The following is a 21,896-nucleotide window of genomic DNA, read 5'->3' on the forward strand; positions in this document are numbered from 1 at the left end:
GTCGTTCACGCGCCAGCAATCTCGACGACGACGCGCCCGTGTGCCCGACCCGCCAGAAAGTCCTCGAAACAGTCGGGCAACTCGTCGAACGCCAGGCGGCGGGTCATTGACGCCAGGTGCTGTGGCCGCAGGTCGCTGGCCAGGCGCTGCCAGATGCCGCTGCGATAGGGCTCGCCGATGTAACCCGAATCAATGCCAAGCAGGGCGGCGCCGCGCAGGATGAAGGGCATGACCGTTGTCTTCAGCGACGCGCTGGCGGCGAGGCCGATGCTGGCGATCGTTCCTCCCTGCCGCATCGTGCTGATCATCCAGGCCAGCACGTCGCCACCGAGGTTGTCTACAGCGCCTGCCCAGAGCGCACGATCAAGCGGTCGCACGCGCGCAAGATCGAGGGCCGAGCGCAGCATGACTTCGCTGGCGCCGAGACTGCGCAGATAGTCGGTTTCATTCTCCTTGCCAGTCAGCGCGGTCACCTGATAACCGAGCTTGGCCAGCATGTCGACCGCCAGACTGCCGACGCCGCCGCTGGCACCGCTGACGACCACTGGGCCATTGCGCGGATGAAGGCCATTTTCCTCCATACGCACGATGCCCAGCGCGGCAGTAAAGCCAGCCGTTCCCAGGGCCATCGCCTCGAACAGCGACAGACCGGCGGGCAAGGGGACGACCCAGGCAGCCGGTACGCGAGCATACTCCGCGTAGCCGCCATGGTGGGCGACACCGATGTCGAAGCTCGTCGCGATGACTTGATCGCCGGGTTGGAAACGCGTGTCGCTGCTTGTGGTGACTGTTCCCGCCAGGTCGATGCCGCCGATACAGGGGAAGCGGCGGATGATTCGGCCAGCGCCGGTGGCCGCCAGAGCGTCCTTGTAGTTGACGCTGGAGTAGGCAACCTTGACCGTCACTTCGCCTTGGTCGAGGCCGCCTTCGTCCATTTCGACGAAAGCGCCACGTGTCTGACCTTCTTTTTCGTCAATCAGATAAGCCTTGAATGGGCCCATGTGCACTCCCTGCATGAAGAGGAATCCGAGGAATCAATCGCTGCTTCGACGAGTCAAGCATTTCCCGCGTTAGCCACGGTGGCGGATTATAAACACAAAAATCGTTGCGTTGAGCGCGGATGGCCGCCGCCAGCTCACTTCCAGAAGTCCGTTGCGGCGCTTGCGTGGGCGCAGCAGCCTCATGTTTTGCTTGATTTTTGGCTTCGTTTGATGGGCTCGGGTGCGCTCGGCGTGGCACGCCAGCGAGTGCTCACGGGGGGTTTACAACGTGAAATATTTCACATAAATTGCGTCCTTATGCCCAAGATACCTCTACTTCCCTCCCTTTTTGCTGCCGCCCTGTTGTTTTCCTCAGGGGCCGGCCATGTCCACGCTAGCGAACAGGCTAAGGCCGCCGACGAACTCTCGCTGTTCGAACGCTACACCAACAGTGCACAGGATCTGATTCTCAAGGGTTTTGAGCTGATTGGCATCAATTACCGTTTCGGTGGCACGAATCCCGATACAGGTCTTGATTGCAGCGGTTTCGTGCAACTCGTTTTCAAGGAAGCGATTGGCATCTTGCTCCCGCGCACGGCGCGCGAGCAAAGCGAAGTCGGAACGGTCATTGACCGACACGAACTGAAGGCCGGCGATCTCGTCTTCTTCAACACCATGCGGCACGCCTTTTCGCACGTTGGCATTTACCTCGGCGACAACAGGTTCATGCATGCGCCGCGCACCGGCGCCGAGGTTCGTATCGAAGACATGCGGCAGAACTACTGGATACAGCGCTATAACGGCGCGCGCCGATTGCTCGCGCGGTGAATGCGGTAGTGCCCTGAAACGACGCTGTGCGTCGTTTCTTTTTTGGCGCAGTTGGGAATGCGTCTCATTGCGATTGTTGCTGATCCGTGCCGCGTTCGGTTGCCCGCGAGCAGCAGGCCAGGCGGGACAGAGCGCGCGAACCGAGCCGGCCGCGTGCAGGTTCGTCGGCTCCTGCAGCGTGCTGCGCCCGCCTGCCGACATTTGCGGACGAGCGCTGGCGTCGTCGAGCAGTGCTTGCGGCTCAATTATAATTGACCATCGTTGCGTTGTTCCCCAGGGCCGTTGCCATCTATTGCGTCAGTTCGGGCTGGCGGCCGACGGATGGTGATCCGGCCATGATCGGGATCTGCCGATACGCACTACAAACTGGCTTGCGAGGTGTCTCGCCATGGATTGCACATCGCCGTCGAATTTGAGCGTGTCGGATCGGCGTCGCCGGCCGGACGGCGCACACCCCTGCTTGAGTAAGGATAGCGCCGACGAACAGTTGCGATCGGTCAGTGAACGGCACCGCCTGCGTTTGCCCGCCGCGAGCGGTGAGCGGGGGTGGATCACTCAGCCCATCGTACGATCGGCCGAGCAATGATCGGTTGGCTGGCCGACGATGAGCCGTTTCCGCCGGTGGCGGAGGCGCTGACCGAGCCAAATGGGCTGCTCTGCGCGGGTGGCGACCTTTCGCCGCAGCGTCTGCTGCAGGCTTATCGGCAGGGAATCTTCCCGTGGTATTCGCCTGGCGAACCGATTCTCTGGTGGAGCCCCGATCCACGCATGGTACTCATTCCCGGCGAGTTCCGCGTCTCCCGCTCCTTGCGTCGCAGCCTGCGTAGCGCGCGTTGCGAGGTACGCCTGGACAGCAGCTTCGCGGCGGTTGTTCGGGCGTGTGCACAGACGCCGCGTGTGGGTCAGACGGGCACCTGGATCACCCGCGAGATGCAGCGGGCCTATTACCGGCTGTTCGAACTCGGCATTGCCCATTCGGTCGAAACCTGGCGTGACGACGAACTGGTCGGCGGCCTCTACGGATTGGCCATTGGGCGGATGTTCTTCGGCGAATCAATGTTTTCCCATGTCAGCGATGCTTCGAAGATCGCTGCCGCGCATCTCGCGCGCTTCCTGGAGGAAGAGGGCTTTGGCATGATCGATTGTCAGATGAGCACCCCGCACCTGGCGTCGCTCGGCGCACGCGTGATTCCGCGCGCGGCTTTCTTGGACCGTTTGCGAACGCTCGTGGCAGCCAATTGGCAGCCCGGCCGTTGGCCGAGCGATGCGGCTGGCCAGCCGTGGATAGAGGCGCATGGCCTTACCTGACGATTCCGAATTGCCCTTCTCGCTGCTTCAGTTCTATTCGACGTCGCCGTACGCCTGTAGCTATCTGTCGGCCCGGCGGGCCCGGTCGCTAGTCGCTACGCCCAGTCACCTGATCAACGCCGAGGTCTATGGCGAACTCGTTCGCAAGGGCTTCCGGCGTAGCGGCGTGTTTACCTACCGGCCGCAGTGCGACGCCTGTCAGGCATGCATACCGGTGCGCGTGCCGGTCGATCAGTTTCATGCGAACCGCAGTCAGCGGCGCAGCATCCGGATGCATTCCGACTTGCTGGTACGCGAGCTTCCCTTGCGCTTTCGCGATGACCACTATTCACTGTACCTGCGTTACCAGGCGGCACGCCATGCCGGTGGTGGCATGGACCAGGACGGGCGCGAGCAGTACACGCAATTCCTCCTGCAAAGCCGTGTCGATACCCGGCTGATCGAGTTTTCCGCGCACGGCGTTTTGCGCATGGTGAGCATCCTTGATGTGCTGAGCGATGGGCTGTCGTCGGTCTACACCTTCTACGATCCGGACCTGCAGCCAGCCAGTCTGGGAACCTATAGCATCGTCTGGCAGGTTGCGCAGTGCGTTGCCAATCATTTGCCCTATCTTTACCTGGGTTATTGGATTCGCGACAGCCAAAAAATGGCTTACAAGGCGAGTTTCAGGCCGCTCGAAGGCTTGTTTGGCGACCACTGGCACCCGTTTCAAGGCTCGGCGAATGCGTCTTCACCGGTGGATTCTGCGTTCGGCTCGACAACGGCAATCCGGCGCGCCTGAGTGTGCCGAAAGCATTCGGCCATTGCTCCTCAGTCAGGTGTAGCGATGCCTTCCGTCGGGTACAATGTAGAAGTGATGCCGCATCTTCCTTCGCCTGCTGTTCACCTCTCCTACGCTCCGCTGTCGGTCAGTCGTTTGCCATGAGAATTGCATACCTTGAAGACGAAGCGAGTCTTGCGGGAACTGTAACCGATTGGCTGCACGCGGCCGGCTACGAAGTCGAGTGGTTCAGCAGCGGCGTTCGTTGTGCCCAGGCGGTTGAGAGCAGACGGTTCGACGCCTGCCTGTTCGATTGGCTGGTGCCCGATCTGTCTGGCATCGATGTCCTGGCGCGCTTGCAAATCAAGCTGCGCCAGGCAATGCCACCGGTCGTGTTCACCACCGGGCGTGACAGCGAGGAGGATGTCGTCGGCGTTCTCGCCGCTGGTGCCGACGACTACATCGTCAAACCGCTCTCGCGCCCCTTGCTGTTGGCAAGGCTGGAGGCCGTCACCCGTCGTCGGAGCGGCGCGGGAGCAGCGGTGCAGCGCGATTTCGGCCGCCTCACGGTGGACTACGGCCGACGTCTGATCGCCCTGGAAGATGAACTGGTTTCGCTGACCGACCGAGAAACGGATCTGGCGTTGTACTTGTTCAAGAACGTTGGACGTGCCTTGAGTCGCGAACACTTGATCCAGGTCGTCTGGTCGCTGACGCCGGACATCGATACGCGAACCGTCGATGTGCATGTCAGCGCCCTGCGACGGAAACTCGGGCTGATCCCAAAATTCGGCTGGCGGTTGACCTCGATCTACGGCTATGGCTACCGTCTTGAACGCGCTCGGAGCCCCGGCTGATGTATTCGCCTGGCACGCTTTCCGCATGCCGTCGGGGCGTGTCCTCGCTGCCCAGCGGGGGGCCGGCGGGTCGGCCAGTCTGGGAGTGCGTCCAGCGCAGTCGGACGCCAGTCTGAACAGGTTTGACAGGCCGCACACAGAGAACTGCCTGCGCCGTTTGCCGGTGCTGTTGATCGGCTAGACAAGGATTCTACCGAAAGCTCCCTACCGTCCGCAGAGGCTGCCCTTACGAATGTCTCGACCGAATCGCCGCGCCCGCTGGCTTAGCGCTGAGCTGTTGCGGGTCGCCTTGCTGCTTGTCGTGATTGCCCTGGCGACGAGTCTGAGCGGTCTGCTCGTCCGGATCGACCATCTGATCTTCGACACCGGCCAGCGCCTGAATTGGCGTCCGATGCCGGCTGACGTGATGATTGTCGCGGTCGACAAGGAGAGTCTCGATCGCTTTGGTCGCTGGCCCTGGACGCGTACCTGGCACGCGCGCCTGCTCAGCAAGCTCTGTGCGGACAAGCCGGCGGCAGTCGGTTTCAACGTTGCATTCAGCGAGCAGAGCAACGATCCGCATGCTGACGCTTTGCTCGCCGAGGCCATGGCGGCTTGCGGCAACGTCGTCTTGCCCTTGGTCATCGAGTTCTCAGGATCTGGTGGGCACGTGCTCGAATCGCCGCCGATTCGCGAGTTGTTCGCCGCAGCCGCCGGGATCGGGCGGATCGGTCTTCGCCTGGATGCCGATGGTGTCGCGCGGTCGGTCGACCTGCGCGAAGGCGTCGGTGCCCCCGCCTGGCCTCTGATGGCGAGCGAGTTGTTGCGTGTGGCGCGGAAGCTGCCCGCCGTAGATGCGAGCCGCGTATCGCTGAAGGCGTGGCCGGTGAGTGGCGATGGCATCGTGCGCGAGTCGACCCAGCGCCTGTTTTTCTCCGGACCGCCACGTGCCGTGCCGCAGATATCCTACGCCTCGGCGTTCGATGCCGATCTGCCGCCAGGCACCTTCACCGGTCGCATTGTTCTCGTCGGGGCGACTGCCGTCGGCCTCGGCGACGCCGTGATGACGCCGGTTTCGCCGCCTGGGCAGCCGATGTCGGGGGTCGAGGTACAGGCCAATCTTGTCTTGTCGATGCGCGACGGGCGCATGATCGACGACCTGCCGTTGCCCGCTGACTTGCTGTGCACGGTGCTCCTGGCGGCTGTCCCCTTGCTCTGGTTGCCGCGCGTGATGCCGCTGCCAGGCTTGCTGGCGAGTGTCGCCTGGATTCTGTTCTTGAGCGCAGTTTGCGGTCTGTTGCCGGGTCTGACCCAGATCTGGTTTGCGCCGAGCGGCGCGTTGATCGCTGGTGTCCTCGCCTTTCCCCTGTGGAGCTGGCGCCGCCTGGAAGCCGTACGACGTCATTTCGACGAGGAACTGCGCGAACTGCAGGCGATCTTTCCGGATCGGCGGTCGGGAACGGCCTCCTTGACAAAGATGGGTGGTCTCAGCTTCGAGCAGCGGATTGCCTGGGTGCTCGCTGCCAAGAAGGCCATGCGCGATCTCGAGGCGCAGCGCAACGAGGCGCTGGCTTTCATTTCGCATGATCTGCGCGCACCGTTGGCAAGCGTCGTCTGCCAGCTCGAAAGCGAAACGGAGTGTGACCCACAGCGTTTGCTGCCGCCTTTGCGGCGGGCGCTGGCGATGGCGCAGGCCTTTCTCTGGCTGGCTCGGGCCGAAGCGCTCGACCGCCGTCGGATGAGGGAAATCGAACTGACCGGTCTGCTCGATCAGGCACTCGACGAGGTGCACCTGCTCGCCGAGCGCCGCAGAAGCGAACTCGTGCGCTGCCTGCCCGACGAAGCGGTCTGGATTCGTGGTGACTTCGAGTCGATCGAGCGCTGTGCGATCAATCTCCTGGACAACGCGCTCAATTACGCTCCGCCGGCCACGCCGGTCGCCATCGGCCTCGATACACGCTGGGAAGATGGCGTCCGTTTCTGGGTCGAGAACGAAGGGCCGCCGTTGTCGGCAGAGCAGGTTGAGCGCCTGTTCCAACAGTTCAGCTCGGGCATCGGTGAAGCTAGATCGGCATCCAGCATGGGCCTGGGCCTGTACTTTGTCCGCAAGGTCGCCGAAAGGCACGGCGGCCAAGCGGGCGTCGAGTGCCGCTCGGGTAAGCTCCGGTTCTGGGTCAGCCTTCCGGCAATCGAGGCGGGGCAGGGCGAATCAGCGGGCGTGGGGGAACTGCGGCGGCGGCAGCGTGAGAGCGGAAATCGCTCCTTTCTCTCGTAAGCTGGCGGTGTTAAGCTCGTGCGGCGCGTTCGCTGCGGTCAGGTGCCTGCCGGCCGAGTGCGCTAGTCCAGTTTTTCCGCGATCAGCCGGGGCCGCGTATGGGCGCGCTTCCGATAGCCGATCCCGACTTCGCGTTGGCGGTGGGATGGCGGACTTGGGGGGATGGCCGATGGGAACGGAGATTGGCACGCAGAGCGTCACCCGCGAGGACTTCGCCCGATTCGGGCAACGGCTGGCTGCGGAGACGCAGTATGCCCGCACTGCCTATGACCACGGGCTTTTTGCCGACGCACAACGGGTGGCGGGTTTCGAATTGGAGGCCTGCCTCGTTGATCGTGGCTGTTTGCCGGCGGCACGCAACGTCTCGTTTCTTGCCCGCCTGAACAGTCCCTTGGTTGTCCCTGAACTGTCGCGCTTCAATGTCGAGATCAACGCCACCCCACAGCAGCTACAGGGCAGCGCGCTCTCCCGGCTGGAAAGCGAGCTGACCGCGACCTGGCAGCAGTGCCAGCGGGTGGCGGCGGAAGAGCAAGGATCGTTGATCGCGATCGGCATCCTGCCGACCTTGCGCGATACCGATCTCTCGCTGGCCAACATGTCGCCCAGCCGACGCTACGCCATGCTCAACGACCAGATTTTGCGCTTGCGCGGTGGTCGGCCGCTGACGCTGAGCATTGAAGGTGCTGACCGACTTGCTACAACACACACCGATGTGATGCTCGAGGCGGCAACGACATCTTTCCAGGCGCACCTGCAGACGCCGGCGTGCGATGCGGCGCGCACCTACAACGCTTCGCTGATTCTTGCCGCGCCGCTGGTTGCACTCAGCGCCAACTCCCCTTTCCTGTTCGGTCGCGCGCTTTGGCAGGAGACGCGTATTCCGCTGTTCGAGCAAGCCGTTGATTGTTGTGATCCAGGCCACCCCGAGTACATGCGCGTGACCTTTGGTTCCGGCTATCTGGGTGCCGATCCGACCGAACTTTTCGCCGAGAATCTTTCCTCCTATGCCGTCCTGCTGCCGTTCGAAATGCCCGGAGAGATCGCGTCGTGTGCTCATCTCCGTCTGCACAATGGAACGATCTGGCGCTGGAATCGCCTGCTGGTCGGCTTCGACGACAACGGCCGACCGCACTTGCGCGTTGAGCAACGAGTGATGCCTGCCGGACCCAGCATTGTCGATATGATCGCCAACGCGGCGTTCTACTACGGTGCCGTGCACAGCCTGACTCGACGGGCCGTAGCGCCGGAACGGGAACTCCCGTTTACCGCCGCACGGGCCAACTTCTATTGCGCAGCGCGCAGTGGTCTGGGCGCAGAACTAACCTGGCTGGGCGGCCGCCGAATCATGGCTGGCGAACTGCTGGCACGCGAACTGCTGCCGCTGGCGCGCCAAGGATTGGCCGAACTGGAGCTTGCCGTCGAGGACCGCCGCCGCTACCTGGGTGTAATTGACGGACGCCTGCGCAGCGGGCGCAACGGTGCCGCCTGGCAACTCGCGCATTACGCAAAATACCATGATTTCCTCCGGCTGACCGCCGACTACCTCGCTCATCAAAGCCGCATCGTGCCCGTGCATGAGTGGCCAATCTAAGCTTCCCGATTTGCATGCTTACCGTACTGGAAACGCTGCCGGCTAATTTTCTCGACACGCCTGCACGCGAACTGCACCGTATCCTGCCTGGTCCGACGCTGATTCATCTTCCCGGGCGGCGTGCGCAGCCCCTGTTCGTGTCGGTATTGCTGCACGGCAATGAAGACAGCGGCGTCGTTGCTCTGCAGAGCCTGTTGCGCGCGCATGCCCAGCGTCCGCTGCCGCGCGCACTGTCGATCCTGGTTGGCAATGTGGCTGCGGCGCGCATGGGCTTGCGCCGGCTTGACACCCAGCCCGACTACAATCGCACTTGGCCGGGAACCGACCAGCACGGCAGCTCACCTGAACACGCGGCGATGAGGGAGGTGTGGCGAATCATGCTGGCGCGCAAGGTCTTCGCCAGCATCGACGTGCACAACAATTCGGGAATCAATCCCTACTACAGCGTCGTCAACCGACTGGAACATTCGGTTCTCCACCTTGCTTTGCTTTTCTCGCGCACCGTCGTCTGGTTTCGTGGTCTGCCCGGTTCGCAGACGTCGGCCTTTGCCGCACATTGCCCGGCACTCACCGTCGAGTGCGGCAAACCCGGGGCGCCGGCCAGCGAAGAGCATGCCGCGCGTTTCCTTGATGCCTGTCTGCATCTCGCACAATTTCCGTCGCACGCGGTACCTGAGCATGACATCGACCTCTACCATACCGTAGCGACGGTCCGCGTGCCGGCGGGCGTATCGTTCGCCTTCGGTGACCTGGCGGCCGAGGTGAGTCTTCATCCGCAACTGGATCACATGAATTTTCGCCCCTTGACGGCGGGGAAGGCTTTCGGTCGCTCGCGCTTGCAGCAGCCGCTCGAGGTACGTGATGAAAGTGGACGAGATGTCAGCGATGCGTTCTTTTCCACACGCGACGGGAGGATCAGGCTGCTGCGCGCGGCAACGCCGGCCATGCTGACCCTAGACGCACGGGCGATCCGGCAGGATTGTCTGTGCTATCTGATGGAACGGCTGGCCTTGCCGCATCATTCGGCTGCGGCTGCCGGAGCACTCTGCGCGAGCGCCTGAAGCGCTCGCCGATGGGCTGGCCGGCCGACGAGACGAAAGGGGACGTCTGGATCAGGCGTGCGGAACCGTTTCCAGGAAAGCCGCGCGGCGCATCAGCTTGTCGTACAGGCGTGCCAGATTTGGGTGTGCTTCCTGCCAATCGATCTGCGGAAAACGGAACAGCAGGTAGCCCAGCGCGCAGCCGACGGTCACGTCGGCGAGTGAAAAGTGCGTTCCCATGCACCACGCGTTTTCGCCGAGTTCTTCGGACATGAATTCGAGGCTGCGCAGAATCTTTTCTTCCTGGCGCATGATCCATTCGGTCGACTGCTGCTCGTCAGGTCGCTTGCGTTCGAGAAAGATGAGCGCGGCAGCATCGCAAACGCCGTCCGCGAGCGCCTCCCATCGCTTGACTTCGCTGCGCTCGCGGTTCGGTCCGGGCATCAGTTTGTTGTTGGGCGCAACATTGTCCAGGTACTCGACAATCACGCGCGAGTCGAAGAGAACCGTGTTGTCATCGAGGACGAGGACCGGAATCTTGCCTAGCGGGTTGGTGCTGGCCACGCTGTTACCGGTCACCCAGGGCGAATCAAGCTCGAAATCGTAGTCGATCTTCTTCTCGGCCAGGACAACACGGGCCTTGCGGACGTAAGGACTGGTCAATGATCCGATAAGCTTCATCTGCATCCCGCGCGTGAAATCAGTCAAACAATTATAGCATCGCCGCCAGAATGAGCGACGGCTGCCGGCTGGGCGCGGTAGAATAGGGTGCCAATCCCGGCACGCTGCTTCCCGATCTGCCTCACTTCCAGCACGCGAGCGATCCGCATGACCCTTACCACGCTTACCTCACTGTCACCGCTCGACGGCCGCTACGCGGAAAAACTCGACACACTGCGTCCCCTATTTTCGGAGTACGGGCTAATCCGGCGACGTCTGCAGGTCGAAATCGGGTGGTTGAAGGCGCTCGCTCGGGAGCCGCATTTTGTCGAGATCCCGGAGTTTTCGCCCGCCACGACGGCGGAGCTCGACGCTCTGGTCGACGGGTTTTCACCTGACGACGCGGGTCAGGTGAAGGCGATCGAAGAGGTTACCAAGCACGATGTCAAGGCGCTCGAGTACTGGATCAGGCAGCGCCTGTCAGGCAACCCGGAAGTCATGCGGGTGGCCGAGTTCATCCACTTCGCCTGTACTTCGGAGGATATCAACAATCTGGCGCACGCCTTGATGCTGCAGGCGGCGCGCGCCGATACGCTGCTCCCGATGATCGACCGCCTGCTCACTCGCCTGCGCGAACTGGCACACGACTTCGCCGATTTGCCGATGATGTCGCGCACACACGGGCAGCCGGCAACACCGACGACGGTCGGCAAGGAGATGGCGAACGTCGCCTATCGCCTCGACCGGGCGCGTCAGGCCATCGCCCAGGTCAGGTTGCGCGGCAAGATGAATGGTGCGGTCGGCAATTACAACGCGCATCTGGCCGCTTACCCGGACTACGACTGGGAAGGGTTCTCGCGCCGTTTCGTCGAATCGCTTGGCCTCGAGTTCAACCCCTATACGATACAGATCGAGCCGCACGACACGATGGCCGAGCTGTTTGATGCCTTTGCGCGCGCCAATCTGGTTCTCCTGGATCTGGACCGCGATGTCTGGGGCTATATCTCGCTCGGTTTCTTCCGACAGAAGCTGCGCGCTGGCGAGATCGGCTCCTCGACGATGCCGCATAAGGTCAACCCAATCGATTTCGAGAACTCGGAAGGTAATCTGGGCCTGGCTAACGCCTTGCTGCGCCACTTGGCGGACAAACTGCCGGTTTCGCGTTGGCAGCGTGACCTGAGCGATTCGACCGTCCTGCGCAACATGGGGGTAGCGCTGGGCTATACGCTGCTCGCCTATGACTCGCTGCTGCGTGGCCTGCATAAGCTGGAAGCCGATCCCGAACGCTTGCAGGCCGATCTAGAAGCCAACTGGGAGCTGCTCGCCGAGCCGGTACAGACCGTCATGCGCCGCTATGGTGTGGCAAATCCCTACGAAAAACTGAAGGATCTAACGCGCGGTAGGCGTGTGACGCGAGATGAGATGCAGCTTTTTGTCGCATCTCTGGAGATTCCAGAGCCGGCCAAGGCAGAACTCCTGGCGCTGACTCCGTCGGCTTACACGGGTCTGGCTGCGGAGCTGGCGCGGCGCATCTGATGGCAGCGGGAGAGGAGTCGGCAGCCGACAAGTCGACCGCCAGCGGCGACCCGGTAAACCGTGACGCGGTGTTGGAAGCAGTAGTTTGCCCGGCTTGTGAGCAGCCGGTCGCGCGCGGCGCCGCGCACTGTCCACACTGTCACGGTGACGATGGTCGGCGTGGCGCAGCGAAACGCGGAGCGTTCATTGGTGGCGTCATCGGCTTGCTGGGTGGCGGCCTGGCGGTTGCCGTCTGGTCACCGATCGTTGGTCCGCAGCAGGCCACCTGGGGTCCGGTACTTTCCATCATGGCCGCTGCTGCGGTGATCGGCATTATCGTCGGCGCGCTGCGTAGCCGAGCCGACTAAACTCCAGCCATCGCGTCGCCCGGGAGCAGGTGGAGAACGGTTGTTGCCGGGTGACACCGCTTGCCGAGACGCGTCGTCAGATGGACTGGAGTCGCTGACTGCCGGCTGGACTCGATGGAACCAATCGGCAGTTTGGTTGTATGTAGTCTTTGTCGTCAACCCTAACGGAGAGAAGAAATGAGAAAACTGGTGACTGCGCTTGCTCTGACCACGTTCGCTGGTGCGGTTTTTGCCCAGCAGGCCTTGAAGCCGGAAGAGATGATCAAGTATCGCAAGGCGGGGTATAGCTTCATGTCATGGAACATGGGCAAGATCAAGGCCAACATCGAGGGGACGTACAACAAGGAACAGGTGGTCGGGGCCGCCAACCTGATCGCTGCGACGGCTAATTCCGGCATGGGTGCGCTCTATGGTCCCGGCACCGACAAGGAGGCCGGTGGACAGAAGACGCGCGTCAAGCCCGAGTTCTTCAAGGAGCAGGACAAGGTCAGGGAACTGGCGATGACCTTCATCAAAGAGGCCAACGAACTGCAGAAGGTGGCAGCGACGGGCGATGCTGCCGCGGTCAAGGCACAATTCGGCAAGACCGGCGAGAGCTGCAAGGCCTGCCACGACAAGTATCGCAACGACTGAGAGCCAGTCAACCAGTCAACGAGAGTTCGCGAGCCCCGGCGCACGGCTGATCGTGGGCGCCGGCTGCTCGATGCCCGCTGTCGTTGTCGGCTCGGGGTTTCCCGGGTGGCCTACCAAGCAGGTGTCGGTGCCGACGCTGGCGGCGTTGCCGGCGTCGGCAGCCAGGCACCCGAGGCTCCGTAGACAACGGCCAGAGCAATCAACAGCGCGCCGCAGAAAGCGAGCCGGCCGCCGCCGCTCGCCGATTCGGCGCGCCCGGCCTCGACTTCCTTCCAGCCGGTCAGCATCGGTTGCACGAGGTTGTCCTTCTTGACCCGGGCATAGAACGTGATGGCGGCCAGGTGGAGCACGATGAGGGCGATGAGCAGGTTGATCGACAGCTTGTGCACGCCGGTCAGCCAATCGCTCAGGTCGCCACTGACCAGCGCAGCCAGCGGTCCGCGGAAGGCGATGTCGTCGTTACCGAACAAGCCGGTGCCTGCCTGCAAGGCGAGCAGGCCCAGCAGGCCAAAGACGGAGAACGCGCCCAGCGGGTTATGGCCAACGCCGTGCCACTGACCGCGCAGGTAGGCGAGCAGCGATGCTGGTGTGGGAATGAAGCTGAGGAAACGTGCGTAGGTCGAACCGATCAGTCCCCAGACCAGGCGGAAAGCGAGCAGACCGACAATCGCCAGTCCACAGCGGCTGTGCCAGACGATCAAGTTACCACCGATCTTCCCGCTGACCACCGAAGCCACGACGAGAACGACGAGTGACCAGTGAAAGACGCGTGTCGGTAAATCCCAGAGCCGAATGCGTTGCCTGTTCATCGCTTCCTCCTGTCTGCGCGGGTGCAGTTGTTCCGCCGGACGCTGCGCGGTGATCTTGCCATAGTGGCCCGTATTCGGCCAAGGGTTCCGGCTTTCGCCAGCGCTTGACCTAAACGACCGCGCCGTCGCGATTGGCACCTTCGATCTGCTTCTTCACGCGGACGAATTGCTCGCGCGAGACGCCCAGCCACATGACGAGCGGGCTGGCGACGAGAACCGACGAGTAGATTCCGAAACAGATGCCGATGGTCAGCGCCAGCGCGAAGTAATGAAGCGTTTCGCCGCCGAAGACGAGCATCGAGAGGACCATCATCTGGGTCGAGCCATGCGTGATGATCGTACGCGAAATCGTGCTGGTGATCGCATGATCGAGAACCTGTGCCGTGGTCAGACCACGGACTTTCTTGAACGTTTCGCGCACACGGTCGAAGACGACGACCGATTCATTCACCGAGTAGCCCAGAACGGCCAGCACCGCGGCCAGCACCGAGAGCGAAAACTCCCACTGAAAGAAGGCGAAGAAGCCGAGAATGATGACCACGTCGTGCAGGTTGGCGATGATCGCCGAGACCGAGAAACGCCACTCGAAGCGGAACGCCAGGTAGACGACGATCCCGATGACGACGAGCAGCAAGGCGAGGGCGCCGTTTTCGGCAAGCTCCTTGCCAACCTGCGGCCCGACGAACTCGACCCGGCGCAAACTCGCACCCGGCGCTTCGGCGGAGAGCGCGCTCATCACCGATTCACCAATCTTCGCCGTGTTCTGTTCAGCCTTCAGCGGCAGGCGAATCAGCACATCGTGACTGGAGCCGAAGTTCTGTACGGAAAAGTCCGTATAGCCGGCCTTGCCGAGACTGCTGCGCACCTTTTCCAGATCGGCCGCCTGCGCATAACTGAGCTCGATCAAGGTTCCGCCGGTGAATTCGACCGAAAGATGCAGTCCGCGGCTGAACAGGAAGATGACGGCAAGCAGAAAAGTGACCAGGGAAATGACATTGAACACCAGCGCATGGCGCATGAACGGGATGTCCTTGCTGATCCGGAAAAATTCCATCGTGGTGCCTCCTTAGTCGGCGATTGCGCGGGCTTGGCTGCCGGGCTTCCAGATCTGGCCGATGGCGAGTGATTCCGTTCGGCGCCGGCGTCCATAGATCAGATTGATCAAGGCGCGCGAAACGACGACGGCGGAGAAGAGCGAGGTCAGAATTCCCAGGCAATGAACGACGGCAAAACCGCGCACCGGGCCCGAGCCGAAGGCAAGCAGCGCGATACCGGCGATCAGCGTCGTGATGTTGGAGTCGAGAATCGTACCGAAAGCGCGTTCGTAGCCAGTGTGAATCGCCGCCTGCGGCGTCGAGCCGTTGCGCAGTTCCTCGCGTATCCGTTCGTTGATCAGCACATTGGCGTCGATCGCCATGCCCAGAGCGAGCGCAATGGCGGCGATGCCGGGCAGCGTCAGTGTTGCTTGCAGGAGCGAAAGCAGGGCAACGAGGAACAGCAGGTTGCAGGCCAGCGCGATCACCGAGACCAGACCGAAAAGCACATAGTAGGCAATCATGAAGGCGGCGATCGCGGCAAAACCCCAAAGCGTCGAATGGAATCCCTTCCTGATGTTGTCGGCACCGAGACTGGGTCCGATCGTCCGCTCCTCGATGATCTCCATCGGCGCGGCGAGCGAGCCGGCGCGCAACAGGAGCGCCGTGTCGTTGGCTTCCATCGTGCTCATGCGGCCCGAGATCTGGACGCGACCGCCGCCAATCTCGGAGCGGATCACCGGGGCCGTGACGACCTCACCCTTGCCCTTTTCGATCAGCACGATGGCCATTCGTTTGCCAACGTTGTCGCGCGTGACATCCTTGAAAATGCGCGCGCCGGCCGCGTCAAGCGTCAGGTGCACGGCCGGTTCGTGCGTCTGGTTGTCGAAGCCGGGTTGGGCGTCGGTCAGGCGGTCGCCGGTCAGCACGACCTGCTTCTTGACGAGTAGGGGGAGGCCGCCGCGTTCGACGTACAGATCGCTGCCGAAGGGGGGCTGACCGGCTTGCGCCGCTTCGACGGCGCCGGGTGTGTCATCGACCATGCGAATCTCGAGCGTTGCCGTGCGGCCGAGAATGTCTTTTGCCTTCGCCGTATCCTGCACGCCGGGTAACTGGACGACGATGCGGTCTGCGCCCTGCTGCGCGATAACCGGTTCGGCGACACCCAGTTCGTTGATCCGGTTGCTCAGCGTCGTCATGTTCTGCTTGATGGCGAACTCCTGGAGACGCTTGATTGCTTCCGGTCGCAGTGTTGTCGCAAGCTTCAGGTCGTCGCCCTCGCCCTGTTCGGCGAGTTGGAGATCAGGTTGGTTGTCTTCGACGATCTGGCGCGCCCTGGTTCGTGTGTCGGCGTCACGGAAGCGAATCGTTACGCGTTCGCCTTCGCGCGCGATGCCGGCGTGGCGCACGTTCTTGTCACGCAGCAGCGTCCGCAGGTCGCCGCTCAGTGCATCGAGGCGTTTGGTCAGGGCGCCCCGCATGTCGACCTGGAGGAGGAAATGCACGCCACCGCGCAAGTCGAGGCCAAGGTACATCGGCAAGGCGTGCAGCGAACTCAGCCATTGCGGCGAACTCGACAGCAGGTTCAAGGCAACGACATACTGCGCGTCCCCGGCATCCGGGTTTAGTTGCTTTTCGATCAGATCTTTAGCTTTGAGCTGGGCATCGGTATCGCGGAGGCGGACTTTGACCCCATGGGCATCAAGAAAAATGCCGCTGTTCTCGATTCCTGCCGCCTGCAGCGTAGCCACGACACGCTCGAGCACTTTGCTGTCGACCTTGACCGTTGCCTTGCCACTCGACACCTGAACTGCTGGCGATTCGCCGAAAAGGTTGGGCAGCGTGTACAGCAAGCCGAAGACGACGGCCAAGGCAACGATGACGTACTTCCACAGCGGATATCGGTTCATGGCTTTCTGCAATCAGATGGTACGGCGGTCATTGCTGCCTTGGCGCAAGTCCGCAGGGGTCAAAGCGACTTCAGCGAGCCCTTGGGCAGAACCAGCGTGATCGCCGGCTTCTGCACCTGAATCTCGACGCCTTCGGCAACCTCCAGGCCGATGTACTGCTCACCGACCCGCGTGATGCGCCCGGCAATACCGCCGCCGGTCACCACTTCATCCCCCTTGGCGAGGGCTTCGACGAGCGCCTTATGTTCCTTTGCGCGTTTCATTTGTGGTCGCACCATCAGGAAATAAAGGACGACGAACATCAGGATGATTGGCAGCAACTGCATGAAGCCACCGGTTGGGTCGCTGGCTGCGGCGGTTTGAGCGTGGGCGGTGCTGATCAGCACATCGGTCTCCTGTCAGTGGTCTGGAAAATAACCGGGCATTGTATCACTGCCGTGCGGCCTTCCGGTTGCGCCGCAGGCCCGGCTGCGCCGCCTGACCAGCCATCGGAGCGTCAGGCGGGATGGACTATTTGGTCGCCTTCGCCAATAATTGCGCCCTGTGAGTTACGCAGGTCGCCGCTGGTCAGTGCGGGGATTCTACTCTGCCGAGGGTGTTGTCATGCGCTACCAGGTTTTCATGGAAGAAGAGGAAGGCGCCGATGGTGCCGGGGATTTGGGGAATTTTGAAACGCTCGATGAAGTCTGGGAGTTCATTCGCGCGCGCCTGCCGACCGGCGTCTTCAGTGACCGTCGCTTGGTCTGGGTGAAGGATAAGCAAGCCGAAGGCGATGTCTCATTTTCGCTGACGGCGCAATTGTGGGCCGAGCATTGCGAATCGCCTCTCGCCTTTGCCCGCTGCTTCAAGATGTTCCTCGATTTCAAGGGAAAGTAGAGGCAGGGCGCCGGGCACCTGCGCGGGGGCGCCTGGTGGTCGGCTTGCCGAGGCGGGCCGGTCGCCAGTTCGTCGGACCGCCGTAGCATCGTGACCGATGGAGGGTAGGCGCATGTTGAGCCGAGAAACCACCCCAAGCGCGATCGTGCGCTACCTCGATCAGTACGTCATTGGTCAGGACGATGCGAAGAAGATACTCGCGGTCGCGGTCTACGCGCACTACCGCAAGATTGTTGCTGCCGAGCGCAGCCGGGGTGCGGTCGCCAAGAGCAACATCCTGTTGGTCGGGCCTTCGGGAACCGGTAAGACCTTGCTCTGCCACACCCTTTCGCGCATGCTGGATGTTCCCTTCGCCACCGCCGATGCGACCTCGCTGGCGCAGACGAAGTATGTCAACGAGGAAATCGAGGCGGTTCTGCAGAGGTTGATCGACAAGGCCGGCGGCAACATTGCCAGCGCCGAGCACGGCATCGTCTTCATCGACGAAATCGACAAGCTGAAGGCGGCGAAGGAACAGACGCAGGCGCTCTCCGGCGAAAGCGTCCAGCATGCCTTGCTGAAGATCATGGAGGGTGCTCCGGTGAAGCTGCCGGGCAACCGCTACATCGATACGAGCAATGTTCTGTTCATCTGCGGTGGTGCTTTCGTCGGCATCGAGAACATCATGTCGAAGACGCATGGTTTTGGTTTCATCGCTACTTCGGTCGATGACAATCAAAGCATTCTCGACCGCCTGAACAAGCGTATCAAACCGACCGACCTCTTCGAGTTCGGTCTTATCCCGGAGTTTACTGGCCGCCTGCCGGTCATCGCCAATCTGCATCCGCTGAGCAAGTCCATGCTGGTGAGCATCATGAGTGTGCCGAAGGATTCGATCTACCGGCAGTACGTCGAGATCTTCCGGGGTGAGGGTGTCGAGCTGAGCATCAGTCAGCGGGTCTTCGAGCAGATGGCCGAGATCGCCATCGAGTACAAGACCGGCGCGCGCAGCTTGCGCGGGATCTTCGAAGAACTGATGACGCCCATCCTTTACCTCGTGCCTGACGATCCGGGGATTTGCCGGGTGGAGATCACTTCGCTGTTCGAAGACGCCTGTCTGATTCGGCGGCCGCCGCCGGCCTGATGCGTCTTGGTGTCCACCCATGCGCCCGGTCGCTAGGCCAGCGAGGAGCCGGTCGCCCGGCCGTTTGTGTGTGATGAGCATAGCATCGGCAGTCCTTGCCGGCGTGATTTTCCTCGCGGGGGTTGCCATGTTTCAAGACCATCTGCTCTATTACCCCGAGCGGGCTAGCGTCGAAGAAATGCAAGTGGTTTCGCGCGGCCTTGCCGCCTGGCCTACGGTGTCCGATTTTCGCGGCTTGCTGGCCGAACCGGACGTACCCGCGCGTGCGACGGTGATCGTCTTTCACGGCAACGCCGGGCATGCCGGCCATCGCGATTACTATGCCGAGGCGCTGGCGCCGCTCGGTCTGCGCGTGCTCCTCGCCGAGTATCCGGCCTACGGCCCGCGTGCCGGGTCGCTGGGTGAAACGAGCCTGGTGGCCGACGCCGAACGGACGATCAGCCTGGCCCGCGAGCTATACCGGGGGCCGCTGCTGATCATCGGCGAATCGCTTGGTGCCGGGGTTGCGGCAGCAGCGAGCGCACGCCAGCGCGACGCCGTTGCCGGCGTGCTGCTGGTCACTCCTTGGGACAAGCTGGAAAACGTTGCCCGCCATCATTACCCGCTGTTACCGGTGCGCTCGCTGCTGCGCGACCGTTACGACAGCGTGACCAATCTGGCGTCGTTCGGTCGGCCTGTGTTCGTCGCCGTCGCCGAGCGCGACCGGATTATCCCGGCGCACTTCGGGCAGGCGCTAGAGGCGGCGTTGGCGCCGCCCAAGCGTCTGTCGATCATCGCCGGCGCCGACCACAACGACTGGTTGCTGCGCGTCGACGATCACTGGTGGCAGGCAGCGATCGACTTCCTGCTCGCCGGTGAAGCGGGCCGATCGCCCCGATGAAGCGCGGCTCCGTTTCGCTTACTTGCAGTGTTTCGGCTGTGCGATACCCGGCTGGACGGCGGGGTTGTAGCCGGACTCACGACCGAGTGCGCGCAGAGCTTCGGGCGCGGCGGCGGCTTTCATCGCTGCTGGCAAGGCTCTGGTCAAACGATCGTATTGCGCGTCAAGGCACTTCTCGTCGAGTGGCGCCTGCTGTGGGCACGCTGCCCCTTCACCAAGCGCCTCCCGGACTTCGGGAACGCTGGCCAGGTAGCTGCCCCACTTGAATTCGAGGAAGTAGACGTCGGCTGCCGCGCAGGTGACGTTGGTGTGGAACTTGTCCTCGCAGGAGAGTTCATCGTCGTCCTTGGCAACGCCGACCGGGTCGCACTTGACGTAGCCGCAGCTACCGCGCACCCAGGCCGAGAGTGTGCGCATTGGATCGTCCTGCAGAAGGGCGATGTGCTTGGGCAACTGGCTGGGCGCGATGTCCTCACCGGCCGGATTCTTCAGCCACGTGTCGTGGTCCTTGACCATGCGTGCCCAGAAAGCGTCCTCGGACAGTGTCGCCAGGTCGGCGATTAGGTAGGCGTAAACGCGTTTTTCCTTGTCCTTGATGTCGGCGTTCCAGACGGCGGTCGACAGGTGGTGGTGGTCGGTCAGATAGAACTTCCCACCGGGTCCGCGGACGATCGGCACCCATCGGTTGTCGGCGCGCAAGTAGTCGTCGAGCTTGCCGGCTTTTGCCTTGCTCGAGATCTTCGCTGCCTTGCATTCGACTGCGTCCATACCTACCGCCGACTGGGTTGGATGCAGTGCCTGAATGTCGATGACGCAGCCGCGCTTCCGCTTCTCGTCGGCGGTTACGACGCCATCCCCGTTGCGTCGGGCAACGCGCGTGTTCTTGCTGCATTCGGCGATCGATTTACCCTCGGTCTTGTGCTTGGCGGCGTCGGCCTGGCCGGCCAGGCCCAGCGCCAGTAGTCCGGACAGCATGATGGCGAAAGTGCGCATGGTTCCCCTCCTTCGTCAGAAAATCAAAGCTGCACTCGCGTGCAGGAGAATCGTCCGCGCCTGCGACAAAGCGGACGGGAGCCAGTATCGACACCTGCAGGCAGCGCGTCAATTGCTTTCGCTTCCATGACAAACGCGATTCGAGGGCGTGTTGGCAGGTTTCCAACCGGCGCCCGCACGCTCCCGCGGGCGCTTGCATCTGGCATATCGCTGGTGCCGTTGGCGGGCATCTCGCGGCCGTCGGGCGAGCGAGGACGCAGCCGCCGGAAGCGGCTCGATCAGTACTGACAGCGGCACGCTAAGTGTCGATAAATTTTACACTTCTTTGCCGATCCTTGGACGCATCGCAGCTCCAAGGCCGGGAAATCGACTTAAAACAGATTCCTTCATTCTCGGGCACAGTAATTGCATCAGTTGACCCGAGTCAGGTACAGTCGAAGCTGCGCGGTTGCTTTTGCCGTGCGGCTAAAAACCGAGACTTGTAAAGCCCATTAGAAAAACCCTCATGGACCGGCCGCCCAAGAGCGTCGGCGAGTGAAGTCGAAGGAGTTCTCGATGAATACATTTGGTAGCAAAACAAGGGTCGCGCTGGCGATCGTCGCTTTGGCTGCATCGGCCGGGGCGCAGGCGAGTGTCATGACCAGTGGGACGATCGCCAACGCTCCGTGCCAGACCTATCTGGAGAGCCCGCTTGGTTCCAACGCGCTGGTTGTGGGCGGTTGCTCTGCGTCAGAAGTGACGCAGGCGCTGACCGACAAGGGCAACGTCGAGCTCGGCAAGTTCGGTTCTCAGCCGGCGACCACGTTGACCGGCACGCTCGACGGAAAGCAGATCGTTCTCAGCGGGCTGGTCGCCAGCGACTGGACGGTCGCGTTTACCGAGAAGTACATTACCGACGCCTTTGCCTCGGTGGGTCAGACGCTGACCGGCGGTCCCGGTGGCCAACTCGACACGCTGACCAAGCTGATGCGTGACCCGACGGCGCTGGGCCTCCCGGCGGCCTCGGCCGGGTATCGGCAGGTCAGCGACCCGAACGTGTCCAAGGTTGAGAAGGTCGGTTCGCAATTCTTCGTCGACCTGGACGGCTTCTACAATGCAGCCGCCTACCTGAATGGCCTGGTCGCCGCAGTGAACGCCTACGTCGATCCCGATCTGACTTCGGCCGGTCGTTTTGCTCAGGTCAGCGAGGTGGTCAAAGTCAAGGTCGATAACGGCGATTGGCAGTATCTCTATGGCTTTGTCGCCGATCCGACGGGCTATTCCACCCAGGATGGTTCCTACAGCGGCGTTTATCGCCTTGGTATCAATGTGCCTGAGCCAGAGTCCCTGGCGTTGCTTGGTATCGGCTTGGTGGGTCTGTTCCTCGGCCGCCGTCGGCGTGCCTGATTCCGCCGCCTGAGAACTCCTCGGCGCGCAAGCGCTCTCGGGATGTGAAGACAGAGCCCGAAAGGGCTCTGTCCTTATCAGGCAGGACGCC

Annotated in this window: 21 protein-coding genes; 14 read left to right on the plus strand and 7 right to left on the minus strand. The window is 62.3% G+C overall.

Going from position 1 to position 21,896, the window contains the following annotated elements:
- Positions 1 to 5: 5 nt before the first annotated feature.
- Complete coding sequence (locus Q1L59_RS09030) at positions 6 to 1,001, minus strand: oxidoreductase (protein ID WP_300331130.1); 996 nt, start codon at positions 999 to 1,001, stop codon at positions 6 to 8.
- On the opposite strand from Q1L59_RS09030, the gene Q1L59_RS16750 reads away from it, so the two are divergent.
- The 7 genes from Q1L59_RS16750 (at position 1,002) to Q1L59_RS09065 (ending at position 9,639) form a co-directional block, all read left to right on the plus strand.
- On the plus strand, positions 1,002 to 1,808 hold the full coding sequence (locus Q1L59_RS16750) for a C40 family peptidase (RefSeq protein ID WP_366145642.1): 807 nt from the start codon (positions 1,002 to 1,004) through the stop codon (positions 1,806 to 1,808).
- A 582-nt stretch (positions 1,809 to 2,390) separates the two neighbouring features.
- Positions 2,391 to 3,116, plus strand: a complete 726-nt coding sequence (aat, locus tag Q1L59_RS09040; protein ID WP_300331133.1) for a leucyl/phenylalanyl-tRNA--protein transferase — start codon at positions 2,391 to 2,393, stop codon at positions 3,114 to 3,116.
- Positions 3,103 to 3,897 (plus strand): arginyltransferase, encoded by a 795-nt coding sequence (locus tag Q1L59_RS09045; RefSeq protein ID WP_300331136.1) that lies wholly within the window; start codon positions 3,103 to 3,105, stop codon positions 3,895 to 3,897. Before aat ends, Q1L59_RS09045 begins: the two co-directional genes overlap by 14 nt.
- Positions 3,898 to 4,037: 140 nt before the next feature.
- A complete protein-coding gene (locus tag Q1L59_RS09050) occupies positions 4,038 to 4,733 on the plus strand; it encodes a response regulator transcription factor (protein WP_300331139.1) in 696 nt (231 codons plus the stop codon).
- 232 nt (positions 4,734 to 4,965) lie between these two features.
- Positions 4,966 to 6,987, plus strand: a complete 2,022-nt coding sequence (locus Q1L59_RS09055; protein ID WP_300331142.1) for a CHASE2 and HATPase_c domain-containing protein — start codon at positions 4,966 to 4,968, stop codon at positions 6,985 to 6,987.
- Positions 6,988 to 7,156: 169 nt separating this feature from the next.
- The gene (locus Q1L59_RS09060) at positions 7,157 to 8,578 is read left to right on the plus strand and encodes a glutamate-cysteine ligase family protein (RefSeq protein WP_300331145.1); all 1,422 of its coding nucleotides are present in this window, start codon (positions 7,157 to 7,159) and stop codon (positions 8,576 to 8,578) included.
- 14 nt (positions 8,579 to 8,592) lie between these two features.
- A complete protein-coding gene (locus Q1L59_RS09065) occupies positions 8,593 to 9,639 on the plus strand; it encodes a M14 family metallopeptidase (RefSeq protein ID WP_300331148.1) in 1,047 nt (348 codons plus the stop codon).
- Positions 9,640 to 9,690: 51 nt separating this feature from the next.
- On the opposite strand, the gene Q1L59_RS09070 is transcribed toward Q1L59_RS09065, so the two are convergent.
- On the minus strand, positions 9,691 to 10,299 hold the full coding sequence (locus Q1L59_RS09070; protein WP_300331151.1) for a glutathione S-transferase: 609 nt from the start codon (positions 10,297 to 10,299) through the stop codon (positions 9,691 to 9,693).
- A gap of 147 nt (positions 10,300 to 10,446) precedes the next feature.
- Here Q1L59_RS09070 and purB point away from each other — a divergent pair, with 147 nt between their 5' ends.
- The 3 genes from purB to Q1L59_RS09085 all read left to right on the plus strand — a co-directional run bounded on the left by purB (position 10,447) and on the right by Q1L59_RS09085 (position 12,794).
- Positions 10,447 to 11,814 carry an adenylosuccinate lyase gene (gene purB / locus Q1L59_RS09075; protein ID WP_300331154.1) on the plus strand — a complete coding sequence of 456 codons (1,368 nt, stop codon included), beginning with the start codon at positions 10,447 to 10,449 and terminating at the stop codon, positions 11,812 to 11,814.
- Entirely contained in the window at positions 11,814 to 12,161 is a 348-nt protein-coding gene (locus tag Q1L59_RS09080; protein ID WP_300331157.1) for a hypothetical protein, read from the plus strand. Before purB ends, Q1L59_RS09080 begins: the two co-directional genes overlap by 1 nt.
- 177 nt (positions 12,162 to 12,338) lie before the next feature.
- Positions 12,339 to 12,794 (plus strand): cytochrome c, encoded by a 456-nt coding sequence (locus tag Q1L59_RS09085; protein ID WP_300331159.1) that lies wholly within the window; start codon positions 12,339 to 12,341, stop codon positions 12,792 to 12,794.
- Positions 12,795 to 12,904: 110 nt separating this feature from the next.
- On the opposite strand, the gene Q1L59_RS09090 is transcribed toward Q1L59_RS09085, so the two are convergent.
- The 4 genes from Q1L59_RS09090 to yajC form a co-directional block, all read right to left on the minus strand.
- Complete coding sequence (locus Q1L59_RS09090; RefSeq protein ID WP_300331162.1) at positions 12,905 to 13,603, minus strand: cytochrome b/b6 domain-containing protein; 699 nt, start codon at positions 13,601 to 13,603, stop codon at positions 12,905 to 12,907.
- A gap of 109 nt (positions 13,604 to 13,712) precedes the next feature.
- On the minus strand, positions 13,713 to 14,657 hold the full coding sequence (gene secF, locus Q1L59_RS09095) for a protein translocase subunit SecF (protein ID WP_300331165.1): 945 nt from the start codon (positions 14,655 to 14,657) through the stop codon (positions 13,713 to 13,715).
- 12 nt (positions 14,658 to 14,669) lie between these two features.
- A complete protein-coding gene (gene secD, locus Q1L59_RS09100; RefSeq protein ID WP_300331168.1) occupies positions 14,670 to 16,547 on the minus strand; it encodes a protein translocase subunit SecD in 1,878 nt (625 codons plus the stop codon).
- 59 nt (positions 16,548 to 16,606) lie between these two features.
- Positions 16,607 to 16,933: a preprotein translocase subunit YajC gene (gene yajC, locus Q1L59_RS09105; protein ID WP_300331171.1), complete on the minus strand. Its 327-nt coding sequence runs from the start codon at positions 16,931 to 16,933 to the stop codon at positions 16,607 to 16,609.
- A 217-nt stretch (positions 16,934 to 17,150) separates the two neighbouring features.
- On the opposite strand from yajC, the gene Q1L59_RS09110 reads away from it, so the two are divergent.
- The 3 genes from Q1L59_RS09110 (at position 17,151) to Q1L59_RS09120 (ending at position 19,426) form a co-directional block, all read left to right on the plus strand.
- Entirely contained in the window at positions 17,151 to 17,423 is a 273-nt protein-coding gene (locus Q1L59_RS09110) for a hypothetical protein (protein WP_300331174.1), read from the plus strand.
- Between the two features lie 112 nt (positions 17,424 to 17,535).
- The gene (gene clpX / locus Q1L59_RS09115; protein WP_300331177.1) at positions 17,536 to 18,546 is read left to right on the plus strand and encodes an ATP-dependent Clp protease ATP-binding subunit ClpX; all 1,011 of its coding nucleotides are present in this window, start codon (positions 17,536 to 17,538) and stop codon (positions 18,544 to 18,546) included.
- A gap of 73 nt (positions 18,547 to 18,619) precedes the next feature.
- Positions 18,620 to 19,426 carry an alpha/beta hydrolase gene (locus Q1L59_RS09120; RefSeq protein WP_300331180.1) on the plus strand — a complete coding sequence of 269 codons (807 nt, stop codon included), beginning with the start codon at positions 18,620 to 18,622 and terminating at the stop codon, positions 19,424 to 19,426.
- An 18-nt stretch (positions 19,427 to 19,444) separates the two neighbouring features.
- Here Q1L59_RS09120 and Q1L59_RS09125 read toward each other — a convergent pair whose 3' ends face one another.
- The gene (locus tag Q1L59_RS09125; RefSeq protein WP_300331183.1) at positions 19,445 to 20,419 is read right to left on the minus strand and encodes a ParB/Srx family N-terminal domain-containing protein; all 975 of its coding nucleotides are present in this window, start codon (positions 20,417 to 20,419) and stop codon (positions 19,445 to 19,447) included.
- 555 nt (positions 20,420 to 20,974) lie between these two features.
- On the opposite strand from Q1L59_RS09125, the gene Q1L59_RS09130 reads away from it, so the two are divergent.
- Positions 20,975 to 21,805: an NF038130 family PEP-CTERM protein gene (locus Q1L59_RS09130; RefSeq protein WP_300331186.1), complete on the plus strand. Its 831-nt coding sequence runs from the start codon at positions 20,975 to 20,977 to the stop codon at positions 21,803 to 21,805.
- Positions 21,806 to 21,896 lie beyond the last annotated feature (91 nt).

It is taken from the genome of Accumulibacter sp. (genome assembly GCF_029255125.1).
Lineage (GTDB): Bacteria > Pseudomonadota > Gammaproteobacteria > Burkholderiales > Rhodocyclaceae > Accumulibacter.

Excerpts from the sequence above, each read along its gene's own strand:
- Q1L59_RS09070 (WP_300331151.1), bottom strand. The coding sequence starts at position 10,299 with ATGAAGCTTATCGGATCATTGACCAGTCCTTACGTCCGCAAGGCCCGT.
- Q1L59_RS09045 (WP_300331136.1), top strand. The coding sequence starts at position 3,103 with ATGGCCTTACCTGACGATTCCGAATTGCCCTTCTCGCTGCTTCAGTTC.
- Q1L59_RS09050 (WP_300331139.1), top strand. The coding sequence starts at position 4,038 with ATGAGAATTGCATACCTTGAAGACGAAGCGAGTCTTGCGGGAACTGTA.
- Q1L59_RS09125 (WP_300331183.1), bottom strand. The coding sequence starts at position 20,419 with ATGCGCACTTTCGCCATCATGCTGTCCGGACTACTGGCGCTGGGCCTG.
- Q1L59_RS09055 (WP_300331142.1), top strand. The coding sequence starts at position 4,966 with ATGTCTCGACCGAATCGCCGCGCCCGCTGGCTTAGCGCTGAGCTGTTG.
- purB (WP_300331154.1), top strand. The coding sequence starts at position 10,447 with ATGACCCTTACCACGCTTACCTCACTGTCACCGCTCGACGGCCGCTAC.
- Q1L59_RS09065 (WP_300331148.1), top strand. The coding sequence starts at position 8,593 with ATGCTTACCGTACTGGAAACGCTGCCGGCTAATTTTCTCGACACGCCT.
- Q1L59_RS09120 (WP_300331180.1), top strand. The coding sequence starts at position 18,620 with ATGAGCATAGCATCGGCAGTCCTTGCCGGCGTGATTTTCCTCGCGGGG.
- Q1L59_RS09030 (WP_300331130.1), bottom strand. The coding sequence starts at position 1,001 with ATGGGCCCATTCAAGGCTTATCTGATTGACGAAAAAGAAGGTCAGACA.
- Q1L59_RS09080 (WP_300331157.1), top strand. The coding sequence starts at position 11,814 with ATGGCAGCGGGAGAGGAGTCGGCAGCCGACAAGTCGACCGCCAGCGGC.
- Q1L59_RS09110 (WP_300331174.1), top strand. The coding sequence starts at position 17,151 with ATGCGCTACCAGGTTTTCATGGAAGAAGAGGAAGGCGCCGATGGTGCC.
- Q1L59_RS09085 (WP_300331159.1), top strand. The coding sequence starts at position 12,339 with ATGAGAAAACTGGTGACTGCGCTTGCTCTGACCACGTTCGCTGGTGCG.
- aat (WP_300331133.1), top strand. The coding sequence starts at position 2,391 with ATGATCGGTTGGCTGGCCGACGATGAGCCGTTTCCGCCGGTGGCGGAG.
- secD (WP_300331168.1), bottom strand. The coding sequence starts at position 16,547 with ATGAACCGATATCCGCTGTGGAAGTACGTCATCGTTGCCTTGGCCGTC.
- Q1L59_RS09090 (WP_300331162.1), bottom strand. The coding sequence starts at position 13,603 with ATGAACAGGCAACGCATTCGGCTCTGGGATTTACCGACACGCGTCTTT.
- secF (WP_300331165.1), bottom strand. The coding sequence starts at position 14,657 with ATGGAATTTTTCCGGATCAGCAAGGACATCCCGTTCATGCGCCATGCG.
- Q1L59_RS09060 (WP_300331145.1), top strand. The coding sequence starts at position 7,157 with ATGGGAACGGAGATTGGCACGCAGAGCGTCACCCGCGAGGACTTCGCC.
- Q1L59_RS09130 (WP_300331186.1), top strand. The coding sequence starts at position 20,975 with ATGAATACATTTGGTAGCAAAACAAGGGTCGCGCTGGCGATCGTCGCT.
- clpX (WP_300331177.1), top strand. The coding sequence starts at position 17,536 with ATGTTGAGCCGAGAAACCACCCCAAGCGCGATCGTGCGCTACCTCGAT.